At 60.9% G+C, this 24,797-nt stretch carries 19 protein-coding genes; 7 read left to right on the forward strand and 12 right to left on the reverse strand.

Annotated features, from left to right (window positions below):
* Positions 1-83: 83 nt before the first annotated feature.
* From JBE38_RS14570 to JBE38_RS14580, 3 genes are read left to right on the forward strand one after another with little or no spacing between them, the layout of a single operon-like run.
* Positions 84-2,522 carry a fimbria/pilus outer membrane usher protein gene (locus tag JBE38_RS14570; RefSeq protein WP_205344549.1) on the forward strand — a complete coding sequence of 813 codons (2,439 nt, stop codon included), beginning with the start codon at positions 84-86 and terminating at the stop codon, positions 2,520-2,522.
* An 11-nt stretch (positions 2,523-2,533) separates the two neighbouring features.
* Complete coding sequence (locus tag JBE38_RS14575; RefSeq protein WP_205344550.1) at positions 2,534-3,658, forward strand: DUF1120 domain-containing protein; 1,125 nt, start codon at positions 2,534-2,536, stop codon at positions 3,656-3,658.
* Positions 3,659-3,669: 11 nt separating this feature from the next.
* On the forward strand, positions 3,670-4,320 hold the full coding sequence (locus tag JBE38_RS14580; protein WP_060753855.1) for a DUF1120 domain-containing protein: 651 nt from the start codon (positions 3,670-3,672) through the stop codon (positions 4,318-4,320).
* Between the two features lie 210 nt (positions 4,321-4,530).
* Here JBE38_RS14580 and JBE38_RS14585 read toward each other — a convergent pair whose 3' ends face one another.
* The 6 genes from JBE38_RS14585 to JBE38_RS14610 all read right to left on the reverse strand — a co-directional run bounded on the left by JBE38_RS14585 (position 4,531) and on the right by JBE38_RS14610 (position 10,759).
* Entirely contained in the window at positions 4,531-5,802 is a 1,272-nt protein-coding gene (locus JBE38_RS14585; protein WP_205344551.1) for a CynX/NimT family MFS transporter, read from the reverse strand.
* The gene (locus JBE38_RS14590) at positions 5,792-6,451 is read right to left on the reverse strand and encodes a FadR/GntR family transcriptional regulator (RefSeq protein WP_205344552.1); all 660 of its coding nucleotides are present in this window, start codon (positions 6,449-6,451) and stop codon (positions 5,792-5,794) included. Before JBE38_RS14590 ends, JBE38_RS14585 begins: the two co-directional genes overlap by 11 nt.
* 139 nt (positions 6,452-6,590) lie before the next feature.
* Complete coding sequence (locus tag JBE38_RS14595; RefSeq protein WP_003221897.1) at positions 6,591-7,355, reverse strand: amino acid ABC transporter ATP-binding protein; 765 nt, start codon at positions 7,353-7,355, stop codon at positions 6,591-6,593.
* Positions 7,356-7,365: 10 nt separating this feature from the next.
* Positions 7,366-8,463: an amino acid ABC transporter permease gene (locus JBE38_RS14600; RefSeq protein ID WP_198760479.1), complete on the reverse strand. Its 1,098-nt coding sequence runs from the start codon at positions 8,461-8,463 to the stop codon at positions 7,366-7,368.
* Positions 8,464-8,473: 10 nt separating this feature from the next.
* Positions 8,474-9,655 (reverse strand): amino acid ABC transporter permease, encoded by a 1,182-nt coding sequence (locus tag JBE38_RS14605; RefSeq protein ID WP_205344553.1) that lies wholly within the window; start codon positions 9,653-9,655, stop codon positions 8,474-8,476.
* Between the two features lie 72 nt (positions 9,656-9,727).
* On the reverse strand, positions 9,728-10,759 hold the full coding sequence (locus tag JBE38_RS14610; RefSeq protein WP_060753860.1) for an amino acid ABC transporter substrate-binding protein: 1,032 nt from the start codon (positions 10,757-10,759) through the stop codon (positions 9,728-9,730).
* A 345-nt stretch (positions 10,760-11,104) separates the two neighbouring features.
* Here JBE38_RS14610 and JBE38_RS14615 point away from each other — a divergent pair, with 345 nt between their 5' ends.
* Together JBE38_RS14615 and rhlB are read left to right on the forward strand one after the other, a co-directional pair.
* The gene (locus JBE38_RS14615; RefSeq protein ID WP_198760480.1) at positions 11,105-11,761 is read left to right on the forward strand and encodes an alpha/beta hydrolase; all 657 of its coding nucleotides are present in this window, start codon (positions 11,105-11,107) and stop codon (positions 11,759-11,761) included.
* A 97-nt stretch (positions 11,762-11,858) separates the two neighbouring features.
* Entirely contained in the window at positions 11,859-13,328 is a 1,470-nt protein-coding gene (gene rhlB / locus JBE38_RS14620) for an ATP-dependent RNA helicase RhlB (protein WP_205344598.1), read from the forward strand.
* A gap of 129 nt (positions 13,329-13,457) precedes the next feature.
* Here rhlB and moaE read toward each other — a convergent pair whose 3' ends face one another.
* From moaE to JBE38_RS14650, 6 genes are all read right to left on the reverse strand, one after another.
* Complete coding sequence (moaE, locus tag JBE38_RS14625; RefSeq protein WP_081086985.1) at positions 13,458-13,904, reverse strand: molybdopterin synthase catalytic subunit MoaE; 447 nt, start codon at positions 13,902-13,904, stop codon at positions 13,458-13,460.
* 5 nt (positions 13,905-13,909) lie between these two features.
* Positions 13,910-14,152, reverse strand: coding sequence for a molybdopterin converting factor subunit 1 (moaD, locus tag JBE38_RS14630; RefSeq protein ID WP_205344554.1), 243 nt, complete (start codon positions 14,150-14,152; stop codon positions 13,910-13,912).
* Complete coding sequence (gene moaC / locus JBE38_RS14635; protein ID WP_205344555.1) at positions 14,149-14,622, reverse strand: cyclic pyranopterin monophosphate synthase MoaC; 474 nt, start codon at positions 14,620-14,622, stop codon at positions 14,149-14,151. Before moaC ends, moaD begins: the two co-directional genes overlap by 4 nt.
* A 180-nt stretch (positions 14,623-14,802) precedes the next feature.
* The gene (locus JBE38_RS14640) at positions 14,803-18,522 is read right to left on the reverse strand and encodes an autotransporter domain-containing protein (RefSeq protein ID WP_205344556.1); all 3,720 of its coding nucleotides are present in this window, start codon (positions 18,520-18,522) and stop codon (positions 14,803-14,805) included.
* A 312-nt stretch (positions 18,523-18,834) separates the two neighbouring features.
* Entirely contained in the window at positions 18,835-20,229 is a 1,395-nt protein-coding gene (locus JBE38_RS14645; RefSeq protein WP_060753866.1) for a PhoH family protein, read from the reverse strand.
* A 348-nt stretch (positions 20,230-20,577) separates the two neighbouring features.
* Positions 20,578-21,702, reverse strand: coding sequence for a polysaccharide deacetylase family protein (locus JBE38_RS14650; protein WP_161548232.1), 1,125 nt, complete (start codon positions 21,700-21,702; stop codon positions 20,578-20,580).
* Positions 21,703-21,834: 132 nt separating this feature from the next.
* Here JBE38_RS14650 and yaaA point away from each other — a divergent pair, with 132 nt between their 5' ends.
* The gene (gene yaaA, locus JBE38_RS14655) at positions 21,835-22,614 is read left to right on the forward strand and encodes a peroxide stress protein YaaA (RefSeq protein WP_205344557.1); all 780 of its coding nucleotides are present in this window, start codon (positions 21,835-21,837) and stop codon (positions 22,612-22,614) included.
* Positions 22,615-23,430: 816 nt separating this feature from the next.
* Positions 23,431-24,747, forward strand: coding sequence for a nucleotide sugar dehydrogenase (locus JBE38_RS14660; RefSeq protein ID WP_060753869.1), 1,317 nt, complete (start codon positions 23,431-23,433; stop codon positions 24,745-24,747).
* Positions 24,748-24,797: the final 50 nt, after the last annotated feature.

Genomic DNA, 24,797 nt, shown 5'->3' on the forward strand with positions numbered 1-24,797 from the left:
CCTCATCGAAGGCCACCGGGAAGCCTGGCCCTGAATTCAGCCAGTCTGCCTCCACTCTCGAGTACGACCTTGTGAGCACAGTAATGACTGACCGCGACGGCGAAGCCATGCCCGTCGTTTCACCCCGCCGCCCCCTGCTGGCCGGCCTGGCACTGACACTCGGCGCCCTCTGGCCCGCCAATGAGCCCTTGGCCGACGAGCCGACAAAAGTCGGGCTGTTCGATCCACAAACGTTGTCCCAACGCGGTATCGACCCCGAGCTGGCCAACCTGCTGCTGGACGCGCCGCGCTTCACCCCTGGGCGACACGCCGTCAACCTCAGCATCAACGGCCAACGCCGAGGCCGGATCGACGTGGCATTCGACCGCGAGGGCGCTCTGTGTTTCGACCGACCTCTGCTGGATGCCGGTAACTTGGTGGTGTTGGATGCAGACGCCGCCTGCCAGGATTTCCTGGCCGCCTACCCACAAACTGTTATCGAGCAAGACCCGGCCGCTTTGCTGCTCGCCCTGATCGTGCCCGGCGAAGCCCTTCGCCCAGCGGTGCAGGATGTGTCCGGCTATCAGAGCGGCGGTTTCGCCGGTTTGCTCAACTACGACCTGACTGGCCTGCATAACCAATCCGCAGGCAGCAGCAGCCGTTTTGCATCGGCCAACACCGAAGTGGGTTTCAACGCCGGCGATTGGATCGTGCGCAGCCGCCAGGTGCAGACCTGGCAAGACAAAATCTCGCGCACCACCCACCTGGACGCCTATGCCCAGCGCACCTTCGCCGAACAACAGTCGGTGTTCCAGGCCGGGCAGATCAGCCTCTATAACCCGGTGCTGGCAGGCACACAGATAACCGGCGCGCAGGTGCTTAACGAAACCGCCCTGCAAGACCAGAACCAAGGCGCGACCATTACCGGCATCGCCAACAGCCCGGCGCAGGTCGAGGTGCGCCAGAACGGCGCGTTGATCCACTCGACGGTGGTGCCCGCCGGGCCGTTTTCCCTGACCGATGTACGCCGCTTGAACAGTCGCTCCGACGTGGAGGTCACGGTCAAGGAAACCCATGGCGAAGAACGCCGTTTTACCGTCCCGGCCGCCATGCTCGGCCTGGGCCTGCCGGCGCCGGGTTATGCCGTGGCGGCGGGCCGCGTGCGCCAGATCGGCAACAGCGACGGTGCCGAACCCTGGGTGGTCAGTGCCGGTTGGAATGGTGCATTGCTTTCCCAGGTGAGCGTCGGCGGTGGCGGATTGATCGCCGATGCGTATCGTGCCGCCGGCATGAACCTGGGCTGGTTACCGCGCCCGGAGACCCAGCTGCAATTTACCGTGCAGGGCGCACAAGCCACGCGTGTGGGCAACGAGCAAGGTGTGCAGACCGACCTCTCCTGGTCGCAACAGCTGAGCGACAACTGGGCAATCACCACCGCCGCCTCGTGGCGTTCACTGGGCTACCGCGACCTCGATGAGTCGACCTATTCGCGCTACACCCACGAGCAGGAACGTTCACGCTATCGCGATCAGCAAAGCCTCACCGCATCGTGGGCCAGCCCGTGGCTGGGCGCCTTCAGCGCGGGGGTGTCACGCTCCGCGTCGTATGCCGGTTACAGCAGCAGCCGGGCGCTGGCGTCATGGGGCACATCGGTGGGTGGGGTGTCGGTTTCCGCCAGCGCCGAGTGGCAGGTAGGCGGCCGGCAGCAAAGCGACGACAGCCTTTACTTGAACATCAGCCTGCCCCTCGGTGAAAACCGCAGAGGCCGCGCCTGGGCGCGCAATACGGGCGGCGAGCACCGCGTCGGCGTGGGCATGAGCGAGCAGGTCAACGACCAACTGGCCTACCGTGTCGGCGTAGAACGCGACAGCCGCGACCGCGAAGTGGAGTCGTCCCTGGGGGTCTCGGCACTGCCCTACTACAGCCAGTTGGACTTCAACTACACCCGCTCCGAAGACCAGCGCTCCAGCTATCAAGGCGGCGCCCGCGGCGGTGTGGTGCTGCACGGTGACGGTGTGACGTTCTCGCCGTACCCGGTGCGCGACACCTTTGCCGTGGTTTCGGTGGGAGAGATGGCCGGGATCAAACTGTCGACCCCAAGCGGCCCGGTGTGGACCGACTGGCAAGGCCAGGCCGTGGCACCGCAACTGGCCGCCTATGGCCGTAGCCCGGTGGAAGTACAAACCCGCTCACTGCCACGCAACGCCGATATCAGCAACGGTTTGGCGGTACTGACCGCCGGCCGGGGCAGCGTCGACAAGCTGCAGTTCGGCGTCAGCCTGACGCGCCGCGTGCTGCTGAGCGTGACCACCGCCGATGGCCGGCCGTTGCCGCGAGGTGCGGCAGTGAGCACTGAAAATGGTGAGTTCGTGACGCTGGTTCAGGAAGGCAGTCAGGTGTTTTTACCCAATGCATTGGATCAACGCCCGTTGTGGGTCAAGGCCCCCGACCAGCCTCGCTGCCGCTTGGATTTTGCCTTGCCGAAGGCCGGCGATCCGAACGTGTATTTCGAAACCGCGCCCGCGCACTGCCTGACGCCATGAGGACCATCACCATGAAAGCTGCCTTGTTTCCCCTGGGTTTTCTGCTGCTGAGCGCCAGTGCGTTGGGCGCGGAGGAATGCCAACTGAACCTGAGCGAAAACCGCCTGGACTTCGGCTTGATGAACCGCGCCCTCGCCCTTGTCCCAAGCGGTGAGCGGCTACTGGGTGAGCGCCGCACAAGGCTCACCCTGAACTGCCCGCAGCCGACGGACATGAGCGTGTTTTATCGTGGCCTCGGCGCGGGTGTGGAGCGGTTTCGCTTCACCGAGCGTGGCAGCTACGGCCTGACAGCCAGCGATGCCGTGCTCGATGGCCAGGCGGTGGAGCTGGGTTTATCGGCAGGGCCAGGCCAGCCCGCCGTAACAGTCGCCACGGCCCTGGCTTGGCGCCCGGAACACGGCATAGTGCCAATGCGCGGCGGCATGCCCGTAACCGGGCGCAGCCTGTCGGTGCAAATCGACGCCAGCGCCTGGGCCCGTGAAGAGGCCTCCCGCGTGCGTGAAGCCGTCACCTGGGAAACCAGCGGGCTGTTCGACGCCCGCGGCGCCGGACGGTCGCGGGAGGTCAGCCTGCTTGCGCAGTTTGCCCCGGCCGCCTGTACCCCGAGCCTGTCCAACGGCGGCAATGTGAACCTGGGCAAACTGTCGGTCATTGACCTCAATCAGCATCAGGAAACACCGCTGGCCCCGCGTACAGTGGTGCTGAACGTCACGTGCGACGCCCCGACCGCCTTCGCCATGCACATGCAGGATAACCGCCAGGGCTCGGCCACCGGCGTGGCCGACGACAGCACCTACGGTCTTGGGCTGGACGCCAGGCAACAGAAGATCGGCCGCTACCGGCTGACCTTCGACCCATCGCAGATGACCGCCGATAACGTCGCTCAACTCTACCGAACCGACTCCGCCACCGGGTCCCAGCCGTGGAGCAGCGCCAGTGCAACCCCACTGCCGATTGCAGCCAACCGATACCTGGGGTTCACCGCCCAGGCCGGCAGCGTCGGCGGCCCCATCGCCATTCAAAACCTCAACGCCACGCTGAACCTCGAAGCGGTACTCGCGCCCCTGGGCTCCCTGGACCTGGGCAGCGAAGTGCATCTCGACGGCTCGGCCACCCTCGAAATCAACTACCTCTAGAGGAGCACCCCATGAACGCCTACCTGATACCCATCGCGGCCTTGACGTTGCTGGGCACCTACACCTTGGCCAACGCCGCGTCCACCGTCGAACTGACCGTCACCGGCTTGATCACGCCCATGGCCTGCACGCCGCTGCTGCCTGGGGGTGGCTTGGTCGACTTCGGCAAGATTTCGCAAAAGGACCTGAACCAGGCGACCGGTACCCGCCTGCCCCTCAAGTACCTGACCCTGACGGTGAGCTGCAACGCCCCTGGCCGCTATGCCCTGCGCATGCGCGATAACCGCGACGGCACGGCCCACGTCAACAGCGAGATTTACTACGGGCTGGGGCTGGACAATAGTGGCGGCAAGATCGGAGTGTATTCGGTGAGCTTCGATCCCAAGCAAACCGTGGTCGATGACCTGCCGCAGATCTACGGCACCGAATCGACCACAGGCGGTGTGGCGTGGCGCACCGCCAACAGCAACCCGATCGATATCGGCTCGCGCAGCCTGCTGGGCTTCACCGACGTGCTCGGCAGCGTGGCCGGCCCGTCAGCGATCCAGAACCTGAGCACCACCTTGAAGCTCGAGGCGGTGATCAATGCCAAACAAAACCTGGACCTGAGCACGGAAACGCCGATGGATGGATCAGCCACGCTGGAGGTGGTCTACCTCTAGGCCCATGGGTATCTACACAAACGATGGCACTGATGCGCTGTTTGCAGTGTTTTTGATCTTGCTTTAGATCTTGATCTTAGTCGCCCCGTTAAACCACGCTGGCCGAACACAGGCTTGAATCCGTGGGTAACCCGGCAGGACGCCGGGTTAGCCGCCACGGGAGCAAGCTCCCTCGCCACAGGCTTCAACTTAGCGCCGCAAGCCCATGCTCTAGGCGTCAACCCTCTCACTGCGCACGTCCACATACAACGCCCGGCCGGCGCCCAGGCCGGCGACAATGGCGCCGAGCCCGAGTGCCGCGAAAATCCAGCCCACGGCGGCCCAGCCGCCGGTCCAGTCATGTACCAGGCCGACGGCGAACGGGCCCATGGAAGCCAGGGTGTAACCAATCCCCTGGGCCATGCTCGACAGGTTGGCCGCCACATGCGCATCACGCGAGCGCAGCACAATCAAGGTCAATGCCAGGCTGAAAGTGCCGCCCTGCCCGAGCCCCAGCAGAATGGCCCAGCCCCACAGCCCGTCGAGGGGTGCATACAGGCAACCGAACAGGCCGCCGAGGGTCAGCACCATCACCACCACGATGGCCAGGCGCTGGTCCTTGCCGCGTGTGGCCAGCCACGGTGCGGCGAGGGAGCTGATCAATTGCACGATGATGGAGCCCGACAGCGCCAACCCCGCTTCGGTGGCACTCAGGCCACGGTCGATCAGGATCGACGGCAACCAGCCAAACACGATGTACGCCAGGGAGGATTGCAGGCCCATGTACAAGGTGACTTGCCAGGCCAGTGGATCGCGCAACAAACCGCTCACCCGATAAGCCACCCGATGGGCACCATGCTTCTGACCGACCTGCGGCAGCCAGCACAGTGCGGCCAGCAACGCCGGCAGAATCCAGAAGCCCAGCCCGATGCTCCAGCGCTCACCAAAGTGCTGGCTGAGCGGCACCGTAGCCCCAGCCGCCAGCGCCGCGCCCAGGCACAGGGCCATGGTGTAGACACCGGTCATGGCACCTGCCTGCCGGGCGAAATCACGCTTGACGATACCCGGCAACAACACGCCGATGATGCCGATACTCGCGCCGGCCACCAGGCTACCGGCGAACAACCCCACTTCACCCAGCGAACTGCGCAGCAGGATGCCCGCAGCCAGCATCAGCAAGACACCCAGCACCACGCGCTCGGCGCCGAAGCGGCGGGCCAGGATCGGTGCGGTGGGGGCAAACAGCCCCAGGCATAACACCGGCAAGGTAGTCAGCAACCCCGCCTTGGCCGCCGACAACCCAAGGCTTGCGGACACGTCATTGAGCAGTGGCGACAGGCTCGACAGCGCCGGGCGCAGGTTCAACGCCACCAGCACCAGGCCCAGCAGCAACAGCCAGGGGCGACTCACTGGCGGGTGACTGTTCTGCACGACCTCATCGTCGGCTTCGGCATCGATCAACAGTTCTTCGAGTTCGCTGGGGCGCTGGGTTTCAGGGTTCATTGATCAACTGCCGGCAGAGGGATTTGGCACGTTCCGGGTCTTGGTGTTCCACGGCGTCGAGCAGGGCGACATGCAGATCGAACACCGCCTGGCGACGCGGCGAAATATTCAGGGTCTGGCGCAATTGCGCGCTGACGATGGCGGAAAAGTACTGGTACAACTCGCTCAGCGCAGGGTTATGCGCGGCGTCCACCAGGCGCGTGTGAAACACCAGGTCGGCGCTGATATAGGCCTCCAAGTCGCCGTGGTACAACACGGCGCTGGCTTCGAGCGCCGCACGCAGGCCGTTGAGGTCCTCTTCGGTACGACGCACCGCCGCCAGGCTGACGGCCTCCACCTCGAGAATCTGCCGCGTTTCCTGCGCCTGCCCCAGGGTGCAATGGGACAACGCACGCATCGTCCCCAGTGGGTCGGTCATCGAGCGCAGATAACTGCCGTCGCCCTGACGGATATCGATCAGCCCGGAAAACGCCAAGACACGCATGGCTTCGCGCACGGTATTGCGGCTGATACCCAGCTCAGCGGACAACTCAGGCTCGGTGGGCAACCGCTCACCCACGGCCCAGACGCCTTGGCTGATGCGAAGGCGCAATTGCTCAAGGGCCTGATCGACCAGGGAGCGTTTGATCAGAGGGGCGATGTCAGTCATGGGATCTGCGCTTTCGTCCAATCATAGGATGAATTTTCCTACAGCGTATTCAGAGTTGCCTACAAAGGCAACGCTCCAGGTTTTCAGTCAGGCAAAAATAAACCCGGCACCAGGCCGGGTTTATTCATTCAAACATTGATCAATGCAAAATCTGGCTCAAGAACAACTTGGTCCGATCATTCTGCGGGTTGTCGAAGAAATCATTCGGCGCCGCCTGTTCCACGATCTCGCCCTTGTCCATGAAGATCACGCGGTTGGCCACGGTGCGGGCAAAGCCCATTTCGTGGGTCACGCACAACATGGTCATGCCGTCTTCGGCCAGGCCGATCATGGTGTCCAGCACTTCCTTCACCATTTCCGGGTCGAGCGCCGAGGTCGGCTCATCGAACAACATGATCTTGGGCTTCATGCACAGGGCACGGGCGATGGCCACACGCTGTTGCTGGCCGCCGGACAGTTGCCCTGGAAACTTGTGGGCCTGCTCCGGAATACGCACGCGCTCAAGGTAGTGCATGGCGATTTCTTCGGCCTTGCGCTTGGGCATCTTGCGTACCCACATTGGCGCCAGCGTGCAGTTCTGCAAGATGGTCAGGTGCGGAAACAGGTTGAAGTGCTGGAACACCATACCGACTTCACGGCGGATCGCTTCGATCTGCTTGAGGTCGTTGGTCAGCTCCACGCCGTCGACCACAATACGGCCCTGCTGGTGTTCTTCCAGGCGGTTGAGGCAGCGGATGGTGGTGGACTTGCCCGAACCCGACGGGCCGCACAGCACGATACGCTCGCCCTGCTTGACGTTGAGGTTGATGTCTTTCAGCACGTGGAACTGGCCGTACCACTTGTTGACGCCCTGCATCTGGATAATGCCTTCAGGGCCCACAGGCTTTTTGATTGCTTCGCTCATAAAAGAACTCCTAACGCTTGTGGCCTGTGTCGAGCTTGCGTTCCAGATGCATGGAATAGCGCGACATACCAAAACAGAAAATCCAGAACACCAGGGCGGCGAACACGTAGCCTTCGGTGGCCATGCCCAGCCATTTCGGGTCGGCGGCGGCTTGCTTGACGCTGTTGAGCAGGTCGAACAAACCGATGATGATCACCAGGCTGGTGTCCTTGAACAGCGCGATAAACGTGTTGACGATGCCCGGGATCACCAGCTTCAAGGCTTGGGGCAGAATCACCAGGCCCATGCTGCGCCAGTACCCCAGGCCCATCGCCGCGGCCGCTTCGTATTGCCCCTTGGGAATGGCCTGCAAACCGCCACGCACCACTTCGGCCACGTAGGCCGACTGGAACAGGATCACGCCGATCAGCGCCCGTAGCAGCTTGTCGAAGTTCATGCCCTCGGGCAGGAACAGCGGCAGCATCACCGAGGACATGAACAACACCGTGATCAACGGCACGCCGCGCCAGAACTCGATGAAGGTCACGCAGACCACACGAATCGCCGGCAGGTTCGAACGCCGCCCCAGCGCCAGCACGATACCCAGCGGCAACGCGCCGGCGATACCGACGGTGGCGATCACCAGGGTCAGCATCAGGCCGCCCCACTGGCTGGTCGCCACGTTGGTCAGGCCGAAGATGCCGCCATGCAACAGGCAGTAGGCAATGATCGGGTACAGCACCAGGAAGCTCAGGCCGTAGATCGCCTTGCGCTGGAAACGCGAGATGAACAACGGCGCCACGCCCACGACGGCCAACCATACGGTCAGGTCCACTCGCCAGCGCAGATCGGCGGGATAATAGCCGTACATGAACTGCCCGAAACGCTGTTGGATAAACACCCAACAGGCGCCCTCCTTCGTACAGTCGGCACGGGTAGTGCCGACCCAGTTGGCGTCCAGAATCGCCCAATGCAGAATCGGTGGCACCACCAGGTACACCAGGTAGATCGCCAGCAAGGTCAGCAGGGTGTTGAGCCAACTGGAAAACAGGTTGGCGCGCATCCAGGCCACCGGGCCGAAGACTTTGCTCGGCGGCGGCATGTCAGGTTTGAAAGTATGAGAACTCATGGGCGTTTCCTCACCGCTCGATCAGCGCAATGCGCTTGTTGTACCAGTTCATCAGCAGGGAAATGCTGATGCTGATCGCCAGGTACACGCTCATGGTGATAGCAATGACTTCGATCGCCTGGCCGGTCTGGTTGAGCACCGTGCCGGCAAACAGCGAAACCATTTCCGGGTAACCGATACCGGCGGCCAACGACGAGTTTTTCGCCAGGTTCAAGTATTGGCTGGTCAGCGGCGGAATGATCACCCGCAGGGCTTGCGGGATGATGACCTTGCGCAGCGTCGGCCCCGGGCGCAAACCCAGGGAGCGCGCGGCTTCGGTCTGGCCGTGGCTGACGGACTTGATGCCCGAACGCACGATCTCGGCGATGAACGCTGCCGTATAGACGGTCAATGCCAGGGTCAGGGCCAACAGCTCGGGAATCAGGACCCAACCGCCGACAAAGTTGAAGCCTGCCAGCTTCGGCATTTCCCAATGCAGTGGGGCGCCGAAAACCAGCGTGCACAACGTCGGGATCACCACCAGCAGCGCAAGCCCCGCCCAGAACTTGTGGAACGGCTCACCAGTGGCTTCGAAACGTTTATTGGCCCAGCGCGTCATCAGCACAATCGCGACAATCGCCACCACCACGCTGACCACGAACGGCCAGAAACCCTGCGCCATCAACGCCGCCGGCATGTTCAGGCCGCGACTGCTGACAAAGAAGGTATCGCCGAAGTTGTGGCTGTTACGCGGCCCCGGCATGGTCAGGAACACCGCGAAATACCAGAACAGGATTTGCAGCAGCGGCGGTATGTTGCGGAACACTTCCACGTACACCGTCGCCAGCTTGTTGATCATCCAGTTCGGCGACAGTCGCGCCACGCCGATGATGAAACCGAGCAGGGTCGCCAGGACCACGCCGATCACGGTGACCAGCAAGGTGTTGAGCAAGCCGATCACGAACACTCGGGCATAACTGTCCGATTCGGTGTAGTCGATCAGGTGCTGCGCGATACCGAAGCCGGCACTGCGCTCAAGAAACTCGAACCCCGAGGTGATGCCCCGGTGTTGAAGGTTGGTCTGGGTATTGTTGAAGAGGTACCAGCCCAGCGAGACCACCGCCACAATCGTGATGATCTGGAAGAGCCACGCACGCACTTTGGGATCGCTGAAGCTGAGCTTCTGCTTGGGTGCGCCGATTTGATTTTGCATGAAGTGCCCCGGAAATAATGGAACAGAACATCACCCGGTGGTTGGCCCACCGGGTGACAGAACCATCAGCGATCAGCGCACTGGGGGTGCGTATTGAATGCCGCCGTTGTTCCACAGCGCGTTCAGGCCACGGTCGATTTCCAGCGGAGTGCTCTTGCCGAGGTTTTTCTCGAACACTTCACCGTAGTTACCGACTTGCTTGACGATCTGTACAACCCAGTCCTTTTTCAGTTTCAGGTCTTTGCCGTATTCGCCGTCGGCACCCAGCAGACGTGCGACGTCCGGGTTCTTGGTGGACTTGGCTTCAGCTTCAACGTTTTTCGAAGTGATACCGGCTTCTTCAGCGTTGAGCATGGCGTAGCCTACCCAGCGCACGATGGCCAGCCACTCGTCGTCGCCGTTACGTACGACTGGGCCCAGTGGCTCTTTGGAAATGGTTTCCGGCAGCACCGAGTAATCCTTCGGCGAGGCCAGCTTGCTGCGCTGGGCGAACAGCTGGGACTTGTCGGAGGTCAACACGTCGCAACGGCCGGATTCCAGCGATTTGGCGCTTTCATCGGAGGTATCGAAGGTGATCGGGGTGTATTTGAGGTTGTTGGCGCGGAAGTAATCGGAAACGTTCAGCTCGGTGGTGGTACCGGCCTGGATGCAGATGGTTGCACCGTCCAGTTCCTTGGCACTTTTCACGCCCAGCTTGTTGTTCACCAGGAAGCCGACACCATCATAGTAGGTGATGAAGCCCGGGAATTTCAGGCCCATGCCCGCATCGCGGGAACTGGTCATGGTGGTGTTACGGGACAGGATGTCGACTTCGCCGGATTGCAGCGCGGTGAAACGCTCCTTGGCATTCAACTGGCTGAATTTGACCTTGGTGGCGTCGCCGAACACGGCAGCGGCCACAGCACGGCACACGTCAGCGTCGATCCCGAGGATCTTGCCGCTGGCATCCGGCACCGAGAAACCCGGCAGGCCGTCACTCACACCACATTGCACAAAGCCTTTCTTCTGCACGGCGTCCAGGGTAGCGCCGGCTTGGGCAAAACCACTGACACCCAATACAGCGGCCGCGGTGACGATGGCCAGGGTGGATTTCAATACCTTCATTCAAACCTCCAGTTGCTCTTGTTGTGTCGGAGCTCAAACCTCAGCGCACCCTTATGAGGCGATATCGACCCGTGTTGGCTTTTTTTAGGGTCAAGCGGCATGAGATTGTCGCGATAATTCCAGCTGCTATCCCACAAGCGGCAGTCACTGATAGTGTTACCGTCTGCGAATAGTTCTGACATCGACCTACACATAGCAAGGCGCGTACCAGAGTGCCGGCTGAGTCGTTTCAGCCCATGTGCAATAGAAAAAGATTCAACCTTGCGACATTCTCTTAACAGATCGACCTTTTACGCACCGTTCCAACGCACCCAATCGGAGCGTGTGCACATAGATGGAGCAGACATGACCGAACCCTTGATTCTTCAGCCCGCCAAGCCCGCCGACGCCTGCGTAATCTGGCTGCATGGCCTGGGCGCTGATCGCTACGACTTCCTGCCGGTGGCCGAAGCGTTGCAGGAAAATTTACTGACAACCCGTTTCGTTTTGCCCCAGGCACCGACCCGTCCCGTGACGATCAACGGCGGCTACGAGATGCCCAGCTGGTACGACATCAAGGCCATGAGCCCGGCCCGGTCCATCAGCCTGGAAGAGCTGGAAACCTCGGCCAAAATGGTCACCGACCTGATCAAAGAGCAAAAAAGCAGCGGAATAGACGCCTCGCGGATTTTCCTCGCGGGGTTCTCCCAAGGCGGGGCGGTGGTGTTCCATACCGCATACCTGAAATGGCAAGGCGCGCTGGGCGGCGTGATCGCCCTCTCCACCTACGCACCGACGTTCGACGATGAGCTGGAATTGTCCGCCAGCCAGCAGCGCATTCCGGCCCTGTGCCTGCACGGCCACTACGACGACGTGGTACAGAACGCCATGGGCCGCAGTGCCTACGAGCACTTGAAGACCCGTGGTGTCACCGTGACATGGCAGGAATACCCAATGGGCCACGAAGTGTTACCTGAAGAGATACGCGATATCGGTACCTGGTTGAGCACTCGCCTGGGTTGAAAAGCATTGCTTTATGTAGCCGCATGACAGACGCACTACGCCGCGCCCGTTTCTTGCATTACACTGGCCGGCGTACATTCCTTAACCAATTAATGAGATCACCGTGCTCAAAGCACTCAAGAAGATGTTCGGCAAAAGCGAGGCTGAGCCGCTCGCGCCAGTTTCCAGTGCCCCTGCCCCCACGTCCGGCAGCCGCAATGACGGTAAACAGCCCGGCCGGACCGCACCTGCCGCCCAGCCGAAAAAGCCAGCGGTAAAGCCGGCCGAACAGGCAAAACCGCTCGAGGCCACGCCTGCGCCCGTCGCGCCCAAGCCACGTCGCGAACGTGCGCCCAAACCGCCGGTCACTCCGTGGAAACTCGAAGACTTCGTCGTCGAGCCCCAGGAAGGCAAGACGCGCTTCCACGATTTCAAGCTCGCCCCGGAACTGATGCACGCCATCCAGGACCTGGGCTTCCCGTACTGCACGCCGATCCAGGCGCAAGTCCTGGGTTTCACCCTGGCCGGAAAAGACGCCATCGGTCGTGCGCAGACCGGCACCGGCAAGACCGCTGCGTTCCTGATCTCGATCATCACCCAGTTGCTGCAGACGCCACCGCCCAAAGAACGCTACATGGGTGAACCGCGCGCCCTGATCATTGCCCCGACCCGGGAGCTGGTCGTGCAGATCGCCAAGGACGCCACCGACCTGACCAAGTACACCGGCCTCAACGTGATGACCTTCGTGGGAGGCATGGACTTCGACAAGCAGCTCAAGCAGCTCGAAGCCCGCCACTGCGACATCCTGGTGGCCACTCCGGGCCGCCTGCTGGACTTCAACCAGCGCGGCGACGTGCACCTGGACATGGTCGAAGTGATGGTACTGGACGAAGCCGACCGCATGCTCGACATGGGTTTCATCCCGCAGGTCCGTCAGATCATTCGCCAGACCCCACCGAAAACCGAGCGCCAGACCCTGCTGTTCTCCGCGACCTTCACCGACGACGTGATGAACCTCGCCAAGCAATGGACCACCGACCCGTCCATCGTCGAGATCGAAGCCGAAAACGTTGCCAGCGAAAACGTCGAACAGCACATCTATGCCGTAGCCGGTGCCGACAAGTACAAACTGCTCTACAACCTGGTCAACGACAACGGCTGGGAACGCGTGATGGTGTTTGCCAACCGCAAGGACGAAGTTCGCCGCATCGAGGAACGCCTGGTGCGTGATGGCGTCAACGCCGCGCAGCTGTCGGGCGACGTGCCGCAACACAAGCGTATCAAGACCCTGGAAGGCTTTCGCGAGGGCAAGATCCGCGTACTGGTGGCCACCGACGTGGCGGGCCGCGGGATTCATATCGACGGAATCAGCCACGTGATCAACTTCACCCTGCCGGAAGTACCGGACGACTACGTGCACCGCATTGGCCGTACCGGCCGTGCCGGCGCGGCGGGTGTGTCGATCAGCTTCGCTGGGGAAGATGACTCGTATCAGCTACCGTCGATCGAGGCGCTGCTGGGCCGCAAGATCAGCTGCGAAACACCGCCAACGCACCTGCTGCGCGCGGTTGAGCGCAAACGCCCATAAAGCTGGATGCAGTAAAAATGTGGGAGGGGGCTTGCTCCCGATAGCAGTCGCTCAGTCAACATAACTGTTGAATGTGCCACCGCCATCGGGGGCAACCCCCCTCCCACAGTTGGTTTTGTGTTCGATCCGCTATTTCCAGCGGTCTGCGGCCGTATGGTCGCTGTGGCGCCCTTCTACCCAGCGCGGCCCTTCGTTGGTGTTCTCTTTCTTCCAGAACGGCGCACGCGTCTTCAGGTAATCCATCACGAACGCACAGGCATCAAACGCGGCCTGGCGATGAGCACTCGCTGCCGCGACGAAGACGATGGGCTCGCCCGGCTCCAGCACACCAATACGATGCAGCACCTCCAGCTTGAGCAACGGCCAGCGCTGCTCGGCCTCCACGGCAATCTTGGCCAAGGCTTTTTCAGTCATGCCGGGGTAATGCTCAAGGAACATCCCCGACACTTCACGGCCATCGTTGAAGTCGCGCACATAACCGACAAAGCTCACCACCGCGCCCACACCCACATTGGCTGCGTGCATAGCATTGACTTCGGCACCGGGATCAAACGCCTCGACTTGCACACGAATCACCCTGCTCACCCCCCGGTCACGGGCGGGAAGAACGCCACTTCGTCGCCCGGCTGCAGCGGTTCGTCGAGGTTGCACAGTTCCTGGTTGCGGGCGCACATCAGGCTGGTCTCGTTGAGCACGGCAAACTCCGGATCCGCCGCCAAGGCCAGGCGCACAGCTTCAACGGTGGCAAAATCGCCTTCCATTTCCAGCGAATCGAAGCCCACCACCTCTGCGTAGCGCGCAAAAAACAATACGTTGATGCTCATGCCTGCTCCGCCTTGAAATGCCCGCTTTTACCGCCGAGCTTTTCCAGCAGGCGAACGCTTTCGATGGTCATGCCGCGGTCCACGGCCTTGCACATGTCGTAGATCGTCAGCGCTGCGACACTGGCGGCGGTCAGGGCTTCCATCTCCACGCCGGTCTGGCCACTGAGTTTGCAGCGCGCCAGGATATGCACCGTATCCACACCTTCGGCGCTCAGCTCGACCTTGACGCCAGTGAGCATCAACGGGTGGCACAGCGGGATCAGATCACTGGTTTTTTTGGCGGCCTGGATGCCGGCGATACGGGCCACGGCAAACACGTCGCCCTTGGGGTGGGCGCCGTCGACAATCATTTGCAGGGTCTGGGGCAGCATGCGCACCCGCGCTTCGGCCACGGCCTCTCGGAACGTCACGGCTTTGTCGGTGACGTCGACCATATGGGCGCGACCTTGGGAATCGAGATGAGTCAGCACAGGGATACTCCTGATCAGGAGCGACAATTGTAAACCCGTAGGTCAAAAAAAGGGGCACAACACGCGGCCCCCCATCCAAATGCATGTAGTGAACGGGCTTGCCCCGCGCCGCGGTGTGTCAGGCGGCTCAAACTTACCTGACACACCGCCGCGCGGGGCAAGCCCGCTCACTACAAAGGGTCAGAAGCGGAAGGTAAACCCGGCATTGATCCCGTTGTTGTTACCTCGGTTGGACAGCAAACCGCTATAGCTCAAGGACACCAGCGTGTCAGGGGTCAAGGCCATTTCGGCACTGGCCTTGATGACCGCGCCATCGCGGGCCACGGGCACGCTGTTGACTGCAAAGGCCGTGTCGCTGCCGGCGAATTTCAGCGAGGCTTCGCGATCGGTAGCGCCAAACTGATGCTCCCAACCCAACTCGCCGCGCAAGGTCACCGCCGACGTCGAGCTGACCGGCAATTGGGTATGCGCGCGCAGGCCCAGTGTGGAGAGCGTGGCGTCCTGGCTTTGTTTGCTGGCGTGCAAGGCTGCGGCGCCGCCTTTCTCCTTGAACGAATCGCTCTGGTAGTTCAGGTAGGTCAGGTTGGCGAAAGGCTCGAACTGGCTCCATTGGGTGTAGCCGATCTCGCCGAACACCTGGTCGGTGCGCGCGTTGTAGTCGGCTTTGTCGTAGTCCGCCTGGTTGGCATAGGCCACACGACGCGAAGCGTCGATACGGTGCCAGGTGCTGGCGCCACCCAGGCGCAGGGCTATCGCATCGAAACGTTTTCCACCGTAGACCGACAGGTGATAGTTGTCGCTGTCTGCCGAAGCCGATGCGCCATTGAGATGGCTCTGGGTGTAGCCGGTAGCTGCCCCCACGCGCCAGCCGTCCCCGACCTCGGTGTCCAGGCCCAGCAATACCCCGCTGGTGGATGAGGAATAACCGCTGGCGTTGTTGTCACCGCTGATGTTGTTGCGACCGCCCAGCAACTGTACCCAACCGCCGTTATCGCCGGCCTGGATCTGCGCGCTGGAATCCAGCGACTGGGCCTGTTGCAGCCGGCCATTGACCGCTTCACGCAGGTAACGGCTGTCGGCCATGTGCGCCGCCGCCACATCCGAGTGCAATTGCCCGGACAACTGCTTGAACGCCTCCCGCGCCTGCGGCGCCGAGTCGGAGGCCAGCAGGCTTTCGTACACCGGGCTGCCCGCGCCCAACGCTTCGGCCGCTGTCGCGACCGCACGCTCATTACGGGTTTGCGCGACACTGGCGAACGTCGCCTGGTTACGCGCCACCGTCAGGCTCAGTTGGTTCGGCTGGTAGCTGAGCTCAGTGCCAATAAACAGATAGTTGGGAGTAATCGCCGCAAACCGGCCGTTGATACCTTGGCTGGCGCTGAGGATGTTGAACGGCTGGCCCAGCAGGCTGCGCGCCTCGCTGGCGGACAGCAGGTTTGGGCTATTCTCCAGGGACACCGTCACCACACCGCCATTGAGGGTCGCGACGCCACTGCTCTGGATCTGGTCGCTGCGGCCATTGGGGCCCACTTCAACGGCGTACACCGAGCCTGGATTGAAGGTCACGTCACCCGTGTGCAGCGTGCCGATCGAATGCCCCGGCGCCACGCGGCCACCGCTGTTGAGGGTCAAGGCACCCACCGTGCCGTTGCCGGCCAGCGTGCCACCCAAGGTGGTCGTCACACCGTTATCCGCATTGCGCGTGCCCACGGCACTAGCGTCCACCGTCACTGCGGAAGTCAGCGAGCCGTCCACCGACAGCTTGCCTCCACGCACCCAGGTACTGCCCGAGTAAGTGTTCTGGCCTTCCAGTACCAGCTCGCCGTCACCGGACTTGACCAGGCTGCCGACATAGGTCGCGCCGGTAAGCAAATCCTTGCCTCGAGCCAGGGTCGCCTGCTCCCGTGTGCTGCCGATCTCATACGCGAACTGATCATCCGCCGAAGCATTGGCAGGCAGGCCATTGAGCCAGCCTTTTTGCTGTTTGGTCGCGGCCCAGGTCGCTTGTTCGGTGGCATCTTCTACCCGACGGGCGCGAATCGCCTCATCGGAAATCGGGTTAGCCCAGATGTCACGCGTAGCCGTGGGCAATGCCACGGCCACCGCCCCGAGGAACTGCCCCGGCCCTTGCATGGCTTTTTGCAGATTGGGCAGGCCCCAGCCACTGACCACGCCCGGTACTTGCGGCGTGCCCGGCGCCGCATCGTGCACCGGTTGCAGGTTGTCGTAGGTGCGACCACCGGTCAGGGTCCCCACAGGGGTGTCCGGCCCATCCGGCGCTTGCAGGCTGGAGGTGGTGAGCAACACATCCCGGGCCTGGCTGGCGGTCATGTAGGGGAAGCGCTGGAGCACCAGCGCCAGAGCCCCGGAGACGCTCGGCGCAGCGGCGGAAGTGCCGTTGGCGTTGGGGATGATTTCACCTTCAGGCCCGGTGGACGGAATCCCGGAAACACCCATCACGCACCACCATTTCGAGGTGCCGCAACGGTTGTAGACCTGGGCACTGGTCTCGTCGTAACCGGTGATCGAAAGGAATTTGCTTTCGATATCCGGCTTGAAAAATGGCAGGTTGGCGTTGGTGTCCGGGTTGGCGCCGTGGCTGTCGTTGCCCGCCGAAATGATCTGGATAAAGCTGTTTTGCCGGGCAGCATCGGCCATCGCATCCATCCAGGTTTTCTGCCCGGCGTGGGCCTTGTCCCAGAACGGGCGGTAGGCGGCGGTCATGTCGCGCAGGTTGTCGGCCGCGCTGTCGCCGACATTGCCGAAAAGGTTTTCCACGTCATTGCGCGAGTTCTGCCCCCAGCTCTGGTTGACGATCGACACATTCTTGGCGGCCAGGGCGTTGTAGCTGGCCATGAACGCGTTGTAGTCCAGATCGTTGGAGCCCTGGAAACGGTTGTCGTCGGTGCCGCCGGTATTGGCGACAAAAATGTTCGCGTCAAAGGCTATGCCGTGCATACCGGTGCCGTTGCGACTGGCGCCCAGCACACCGGACATTTCCGTGCCGTGCCCGTCGTTGATGGTCGGGTCGTACTCGCCGGAAATACTGAAGTGCTCGCCTTTTTGAAACTCGCCCGCCGGGGTGTCATGGAAATAACGCGGATGGGTGGCGTAGTACTCGCCGGTGGACGTCACCGCCTGCACACGGTCCTGGCCCTGGGCGTTCTTGCCCTGGAATTCGAAGTGTTCGGTGAGAATGCCGGAGTCGAGCACGCCGACATTCACGCCCTTGCCGGTCATGCCCAAGGCATAGGCGAAATACGCGTTGGTGCGATCCAGGCCGGAGTTGACCTGGGCTTCCGGGGTTTTCCAGGTTTGCGCGTTAGCATTCCAGTCACGGGTGACGGCGGCCCAGGACTGGCCGGCGTTGAGCTGCCCGTTGAGGTTGCTGCTGACGCCCGGTTCCACATAGGTGTAGGGCTTGGCGGCGGGCAGGTTGGCCATGATGGCCTTGGAGAAGTCGAGAATGTTGGTGGTGTAGCGACCGCTGTTGCTGAAAAGCCGGCTGCGGTAGTAATCCAGGCGTGAGCTGTAATCCAGCGGCCGCCGGGTGTCACCGAGCATGGCTCCGATGGTCAGGTTTTCCGGTTGCAGCTCGTAGTTCTGCTTGAGGGCCGAGTCGAACTTGGCGGACTGGCCGGCGAAGTCCTTGGCGGCAAGATCGACGATATCGGCGTAGGCAAACCGCAGGTTTTTATACACGTCGGTATTCGGGCCAAACGAGGCAACCGCTTTGCGGAAGGCCGATTCGAGCACCGGGGCGGTGTAAGGGTTGCTGTCATCCGCCCAGACCGTTGGGCCGTGGCCGAGCCATAAGGCCAAGCCGAGTGCGATGGGTGTAAGGGGTATCGATTGGCGCTTGCGAAAAAATACAGTGGAGCCATTACCTGCTACGTCCATTTTCCTTTCCCTTTGGAGATGTGCGTCGTCAATGAGCGATGTATCGGGCTTTTTGTAATAGGCAGGGTCACGCGGAAAACCCATGGGGTTTTCAAGTGTTCGTCGAATGAATGAGGTGGTTTTCCGACGGGGGTCACGCAGCGTTCTTATTGTTTTTGCAGCGGCAAAAAATGTAACAAAATAATTACAAAGACCACAAGCACCCTGGGCGCATTAACGAAGACAAATGTCGCCCACAACAAAAACCCCGGACTTCGTGAAAAATCCGGGGCGGTTCGTGGCATTTATCCACCAACTCTCACAGGTGTGTGTTTACAGATGCGACTCGGCGTATTCGGCCAGGATCGAACGAGGCACCCCTTGCAGCGCGATGTGCACGCCGTTGGGGAAGTCTTTGAAACGTTCCGTCAGGTAGGTCAGCCCGGAACTGGTCGCGGACAGGTAAGGGGTGTCGATCTGTGCCAGGTTACCCAGGCACACCACTTTGGAACCGGCGCCGGCACGCGTGATGATGGTTTTCATCTGGTGCGGCGTGAGGTTCTGGCATTCATCGATCAGGATCAGGCTTTGCTGGAAGCTGCGACCTCGAATGTAGTTGAGGGATTTGAACTGCAACGGCACTTTGCTGAGGATGTAATCGACGCTGCCATGGGTGTTTTCGTCATCCATGTGCAAAGCTTCGAGGTTATCGGTGATCGCCCCCAGCCACGGCTCCATTTTTTCCGCCTCGGTGCCGGGCAGGAAACCGATTTCCTGGTCCAGGCCCTGCACGCTGCGGGTGGCGATGATGCGGCGATAGCGCTTGGTCACCATGGTCTGTTCGATGGCGGCAGCCAGGGCGAGAATGGTTTTGCCCGAACCTGCGGCGCCCGTCAGGTTGACCAGGTGGATATCCGGGTCGAGCAGCGCATACAACGCCAGGCTCTGGTAGATATCGCGCGGTTTCAGGCCCCAGGCTTCCTGGTGCAACAGGGGCTCCTGATGCAGGTCGAGGATCAGCAGCTTGTCGACCTGGATCTCTTTGATCCAACCCACGAAGCCCTGTTCGTCGACGATGAACTCATTGATGTGCACGGCCGGCAGGTTGTCGATCAACTGCACCTGGTGCCAGGTGCGGCCATGATCCTGACGGGTTTCGACCTTGCTGACGCGGTCCCAGAACGAGCCGGTCATCATGTGATAACCACGCGACAGCATCGACACGTCGTCGACCAGTTGGTCGGTACTGTAGTCCTCGGCAGCGATCCCACACGCTCGTGCCTTGAGGCGCATGTTGATGTCTTTGGTCACCAGCACCACGCGTAACTCCTTGTCGCGTGCGTGCAAGTCGATCAATTGGTTGATGATTTTGTTGTCGTTCAGGTTCTCCGGCAGCAGGCTGTTGGGCTCGCTGCGCTTGCTCATCAGAATCGACAGCAAGCCCTTGGGCCCGCCTTTGCCACGCTGGATCGGCACGCCGACTTCAACGTCTTCGGGTGAAGCTTCACCCAGGGTCTTGTCGATCAGGCGAATCGCCTGGCGGCACTCGGCGGCCACGCTGTGGTGCCCGCTTTTGAGCTTGTCGAGCTCCTCAAGCACGATCATCGGGATGGCGACGTGGTGTTCTTCGAAGTTAAGCAGTGCGTTTGGATCGTGGATCAATACGTTGGTATCAAGCACGTAAAGGATTGGCTGGTCGGAAGAAGGGTTACGTCCATGATCATCCATACTCGGTCACCTTTGTGGGAGCCATTCGACGCAATACCTGGGCGGTGCTGCGCCTCGATTCGACCACCGACCGCACCTGAGTGACGTCAAGCGCGGTGCCCACCTGAGGAGTCTTGTAAGACGCCACCTGTGCTGCAGGTTTCGGCGATCTGACTTCGTAATACCGCAAAACCCATGACAGGAAAAAGCACTTTGACGCTTTTTTGAAGTTTATTTTTCAGGATGACGAATAACACTAGCCGAGTGCCAGGTACCCCGTTAAAGTCGGAAGTCCGCCTGCATCGATTTGTCGCACAAAATCACCCCAAAAATGCCTCCGCCCCAACCGGGCCGGGCGTTTCGTCTTTTTCAACGAAAAGCTTCCCGGCAGTCCTGCCAGCCCAGGCCACTCTGTGCCGTAGATTGCAACAACAGCGGCAACGCCACCCGTGCCTTGTCCTGGGTGTCGTGAAACACAATCACCCCTTTGCGCCACAACAACATCAGCGTCAGCACCCGTTGCGCCGACTCATCGGCCTTGAGCTGGCCCGGCTCGTCCTGGGAATCGATATCCCACAACGCCACCTGCAGACCTTGCGCCTGGAAGAACCCCTGGCTGTCCGCGCGACGCTGGCCGTAAGGCGGGCGAAACAGCGGCACATAGTTTTCCGGCATCAGGTTTTGCGTCAGCGACGCACCGCGTGTGATGGAGCTTTGCCAGTCCACCCAGTGGCTGTGGGAACGGTATTGCCAACCCTGGGTGCCCACGCACTGGCCGTGGTACAGCGCCTGCACGTCACTGGCCGAACTGCGTTCCACCCGGGTTTGCAGGCTGCCGCCGAGGGCGAAGAAGATGGCGTTCATCTTCTGTTTACGCAAATAGTCAGTGAGCCAGTCGGTATTGCCGTTGAGCGGTGCCGGACCGCCGTCGAAGGTCAGCAGGAACATTCGATCATTGAGCTCATCACCGTTGCGCTCATGGTCACCAAAGCGTGCCACTTCGCTACTGATCTGCGGGAACAGCGCTGCCTTGCGCAGCAGTTCATCGAGGTAACGCTCATGGAATTGATGGCTCGGCCCGGCCCAGCCTATATAGAAGGAGTTTTCACTGACTTCGAACTTGCCGGCCTGCTCGCGCAGGTCATCCATGTTTTCCACCAGGTAGCAGAACGAGGCGTCCTCTTCGCAGCTCTGCTGGGCGAGGGTGTAGTTCTCCAGCAGGCGCTGCCACAGCTGGCGACGCAGGTCGTAGATCGACGCCAGGTTGATGATCTTCAGCCCCAGTCGCTGCTTGAGCGCGCCGTCATCCTGGGCCTCACTGGCCAACAGGCTATGGGCGAACATCAGGATTTCCGCACGCGAGGCCACATCGAACAGCGCCGGGCTGCTGAGTTTTTCCGGCCAGGTGCCACGATCCAGGCTCGCCACGTCCACCGGCGCAGCCTGGGTATTGAGGCATAACAGACAAGCCGAGATTAAAAGCGCGATTCGCACACAGGGTCTCCCTCTCCAGAGTCACCGGGCATCATAGCGGATCGCGACTATCGCCATCATAGGTGGAGTCAAAACGCTGCACCCCCTAGAATCGCGGCCACGCTACACGCCACGATTTCAGGAGACGACTTCATGCTGATGGTGATTTCCCCCGCCAAGACTCTCGACTTCGAGACGCCGCCGGTAACCCAGCGCTTTACCCAGCCGCAGTACCTGGATCACTCCCAGGCACTGATCGAACAATTGCGCGAAATGAGCCCGGCGCAAATCAGCGAGTTGATGCACGTCTCCGACAAGATCGGCGGCCTCAATGCGGCGCGCTTCGGCAGCTGGACGCCCGCCTTCACCCCGGCCAATGCCAAGCAGGCACTGCTGGCATTCAAGGGTGACGTGTACACCGGCCTGAACGCCGAAACCTTCACCGATGCCGATTTCAGCTACGCCCAGGACCACCTGCGCATGCTCTCGGGCCTGTACGGCCTGCTGCGCCCTCTGGACCTGATGATGCCGTACCGCCTGGAAATGGGCACCAAGCTGGCCAACGCCCGTGGCAAGGACCTCTACGCGTTCTGGGGCACACGCATCAGCGAGTGGCTCAATGAAGCCCTGGCCGAACAAGGCGACGATGTGTTGCTCAACCTGGCGTCCAACGAATACTTCTCGGCGGTCAAGCGCACAGCCCTGAACGCACGCATCATCAATACCGAATTCAAGGACCTGAAGAACGGCCAGTACAAGATCATCAGCTTCTATGCCAAGAAGGCCCGGGGCATGATGAGCCGCTTTGTGATCGAAGAACGCATCAACGACCCGGCGCATCTGAAGCAGTTCGAGGTGCAGGGTTATCGCTTCGATGCGCAGCTGTCCAAGCCGGACAATCTGGTGTTCCTGCGGGATCACGCACCGGAATAAGGCGCTCAAAATGTGGGAGGGGGCTTGCTCCCGATAGCGATAGTTCAGTTACCCATTCAGTGACTGACACTCTGCCATCGGGAGCAAGCCCCCTCCCACTTTTGCCTGTATTTCAAATTGAAAACGTCATTTATTTGGCGTCAAAAAATCTATTGACACATTCCTAACGAATCTTTCACTCGACATTCGTCATTTTTTTTCGTAGTGGCACCGCTTTTTTCAAAAGGTAGTGGCACAAAACTATCCCCGCTTACCAACTCCCTGCAACTACTGGCCGAAGTAGCAAGTGCTATCAATATAGTACTAGTGCCATCTTTTCCAATATTTCAAGAAATTTCAGAAAACAGGATGAGCGGCTCGGAACTTCACCTGAACACGCGGCTCATACCACCGGTAACAAAATTCTCTGTTTCTGTAGGAGATGACTTACATCACAACCCAGCAATAACTAAGTTGCCATCACGACTTATATAGCAGGGTTGAATCATCAACTGATTGAGTTGAGGGCGGCGATAAGGATTAGTTGCTATCCCCTATAGGCCAAGGCAGCGTTTGCCTGAAATATGCAAGCCAGAGCCCAGCGGGCAAAGGCGCCAGCCCCTTCCAGCAGGAAGCCTGGCTACATTTCAGAGCACTCCCCAATAACAAGGCCAAGTTAAGCACAACTTGAGTGCACTCGTTAGCCACTCACTACTCAACATGCCTGCACGTGACAAGTCGGCGTTTATTCGCCCAACTTTCGCGGCAATCAGTGACGCTTGCAAACATGAACTCCGGCCATCTAATTGGCGTGATTAACACAAAGAGGTAAATGCGATGCGCATCAGCATATTTGGTCTAGGTTACGTTGGCGCAGTCTGTGCCGGTTGCCTGTCTGCCCGTGGCCACGAAGTGGTCGGTGTAGATATTTCCAAGGAAAAGATCGACCTGATCAACGCGGGCAAATCGCCAATCGTTGAACCGGGTCTGGGCGAACTGTTGAGCCAGGGCATCGCTAACGGTCGCCTGCGCGGCACCACCAACTTCGCCGAAGCCATCCGCGACACCGACCTGTCGATGATCTGCGTCGGCACGCCGAGCAAGAAGAACGGCGACCTGGAACTCAACTACATCGAGTCGGTGTGCCGCGAAATCGGCTTCGTCCTGCGTGACAAGACCACCCGCCACACCATCGTGGTGCGCAGCACTGTGCTTCCGGGCACCGTGGCCAACGTGGTGATCCCGATCCTCGAAGACTGCTCCGGCAAAAAAGCCGGCGTCGACTTCGGTGTCGCGGTCAACCCGGAGTTCCTGCGTGAATCCACCGCCATCGCCGACTACGACCAGCCACCAATGACCGTCATCGGCGAGTTCGACACAGCGTCCGGCGACGTGCTGCAGTCACTGTACGAAGAACTCGACGCACCGATCATCCGCAAGGACATCGCCGTCGCCGAGATGATCAAGTACACCTGCAACGTGTGGCACGCCACCAAAGTCACCTTTGCCAACGAGATCGGCAACATCGCCAAGGCCGTTGGTGTCGATGGCCGTGAAGTGATGGAAGTGGTGTGCCAGGACAAGACCCTCAACCTGTCGCAGTACTACATGCGCCCAGGCTTCGCCTTCGGCGGTTCGTGCCTGCCCAAGGATGTACGCGCCCTGACCTACCGCGCCGGTTCCCTCGACGTGGAAGCGCCGTTGCTCAACTCGCTGATGCGCAGCAATGAATCCCAGGTCCAGAACGCGTTCGACATCGTTTCCAGCCACGACAAGCGCAAAGTCGCGCTGCTGGGCCTGAGCTTCAAGGCCGGCACCGACGACCTGCGTGAAAGCCCATTGGTGGAACTGGCGGAAATGCTGATCGGCAAGGGTTACGACCTGAGCATCTACGACAGCAACGTCGAGTACGCCCGTGTGCACGGCGCCAACAAGGACTACATCGAAGGCAAGATCCCCCATGTGTCGTCCCTGCTCAACTCGGACTTCGATGATGTGATCAACAACTCCGACGTGATCATCCTGGGCAACCGCGACGAGAAGTTCCGCGCCCTGGCGCACGAAGCACCGCACGGCAAGCAAGTGATCGACCTGGTGGGCTTCATGGCCAAGGCGACCAGCGCCGGCGGCCGCACCGAAGGCATTTGCTGGTAACGGCAACGGTAAGTTCCGGCTGCAAGGGTACTTCCCCAGCGCTTGCAGCC

It is taken from the genome of Pseudomonas sp. ICBG1301, assembly GCF_016918385.1.
Classification (GTDB): Bacteria; Pseudomonadota; Gammaproteobacteria; order Pseudomonadales; family Pseudomonadaceae; genus Aquipseudomonas; species Aquipseudomonas palleroniana.

Bases quoted from the DNA above. Each gene is read 5' to 3' on its own strand.
- JBE38_RS14610 (WP_060753860.1), bottom strand. From the start codon at position 10,759: ATGAAGGTATTGAAATCCACCCTGGCCATCGTCACCGCGGCCGCTGTA.
- moaD (WP_205344554.1), bottom strand. From the start codon at position 14,152: ATGAGCATCAACGTATTGTTTTTTGCGCGCTACGCAGAGGTGGTGGGC.
- yaaA (WP_205344557.1), top strand. From the start codon at position 21,835: ATGCTGATGGTGATTTCCCCCGCCAAGACTCTCGACTTCGAGACGCCG.
- JBE38_RS14600 (WP_198760479.1), bottom strand. From the start codon at position 8,463: ATGAGTTCTCATACTTTCAAACCTGACATGCCGCCGCCGAGCAAAGTC.
- JBE38_RS14615 (WP_198760480.1), top strand. From the start codon at position 11,105: ATGACCGAACCCTTGATTCTTCAGCCCGCCAAGCCCGCCGACGCCTGC.
- JBE38_RS14645 (WP_060753866.1), bottom strand. From the start codon at position 20,229: ATGGATGATCATGGACGTAACCCTTCTTCCGACCAGCCAATCCTTTAC.
- JBE38_RS14570 (WP_205344549.1), top strand. From the start codon at position 84: ATGACTGACCGCGACGGCGAAGCCATGCCCGTCGTTTCACCCCGCCGC.
- JBE38_RS14590 (WP_205344552.1), bottom strand. From the start codon at position 6,451: ATGACTGACATCGCCCCTCTGATCAAACGCTCCCTGGTCGATCAGGCC.
- JBE38_RS14585 (WP_205344551.1), bottom strand. From the start codon at position 5,802: ATGAACCCTGAAACCCAGCGCCCCAGCGAACTCGAAGAACTGTTGATC.
- JBE38_RS14575 (WP_205344550.1), top strand. From the start codon at position 2,534: ATGAAAGCTGCCTTGTTTCCCCTGGGTTTTCTGCTGCTGAGCGCCAGT.
- JBE38_RS14595 (WP_003221897.1), bottom strand. From the start codon at position 7,355: ATGAGCGAAGCAATCAAAAAGCCTGTGGGCCCTGAAGGCATTATCCAG.
- JBE38_RS14640 (WP_205344556.1), bottom strand. From the start codon at position 18,522: ATGGACGTAGCAGGTAATGGCTCCACTGTATTTTTTCGCAAGCGCCAA.
- JBE38_RS14660 (WP_060753869.1), top strand. From the start codon at position 23,431: ATGCGCATCAGCATATTTGGTCTAGGTTACGTTGGCGCAGTCTGTGCC.
- JBE38_RS14605 (WP_205344553.1), bottom strand. From the start codon at position 9,655: ATGCAAAATCAAATCGGCGCACCCAAGCAGAAGCTCAGCTTCAGCGAT.
- JBE38_RS14580 (WP_060753855.1), top strand. From the start codon at position 3,670: ATGAACGCCTACCTGATACCCATCGCGGCCTTGACGTTGCTGGGCACC.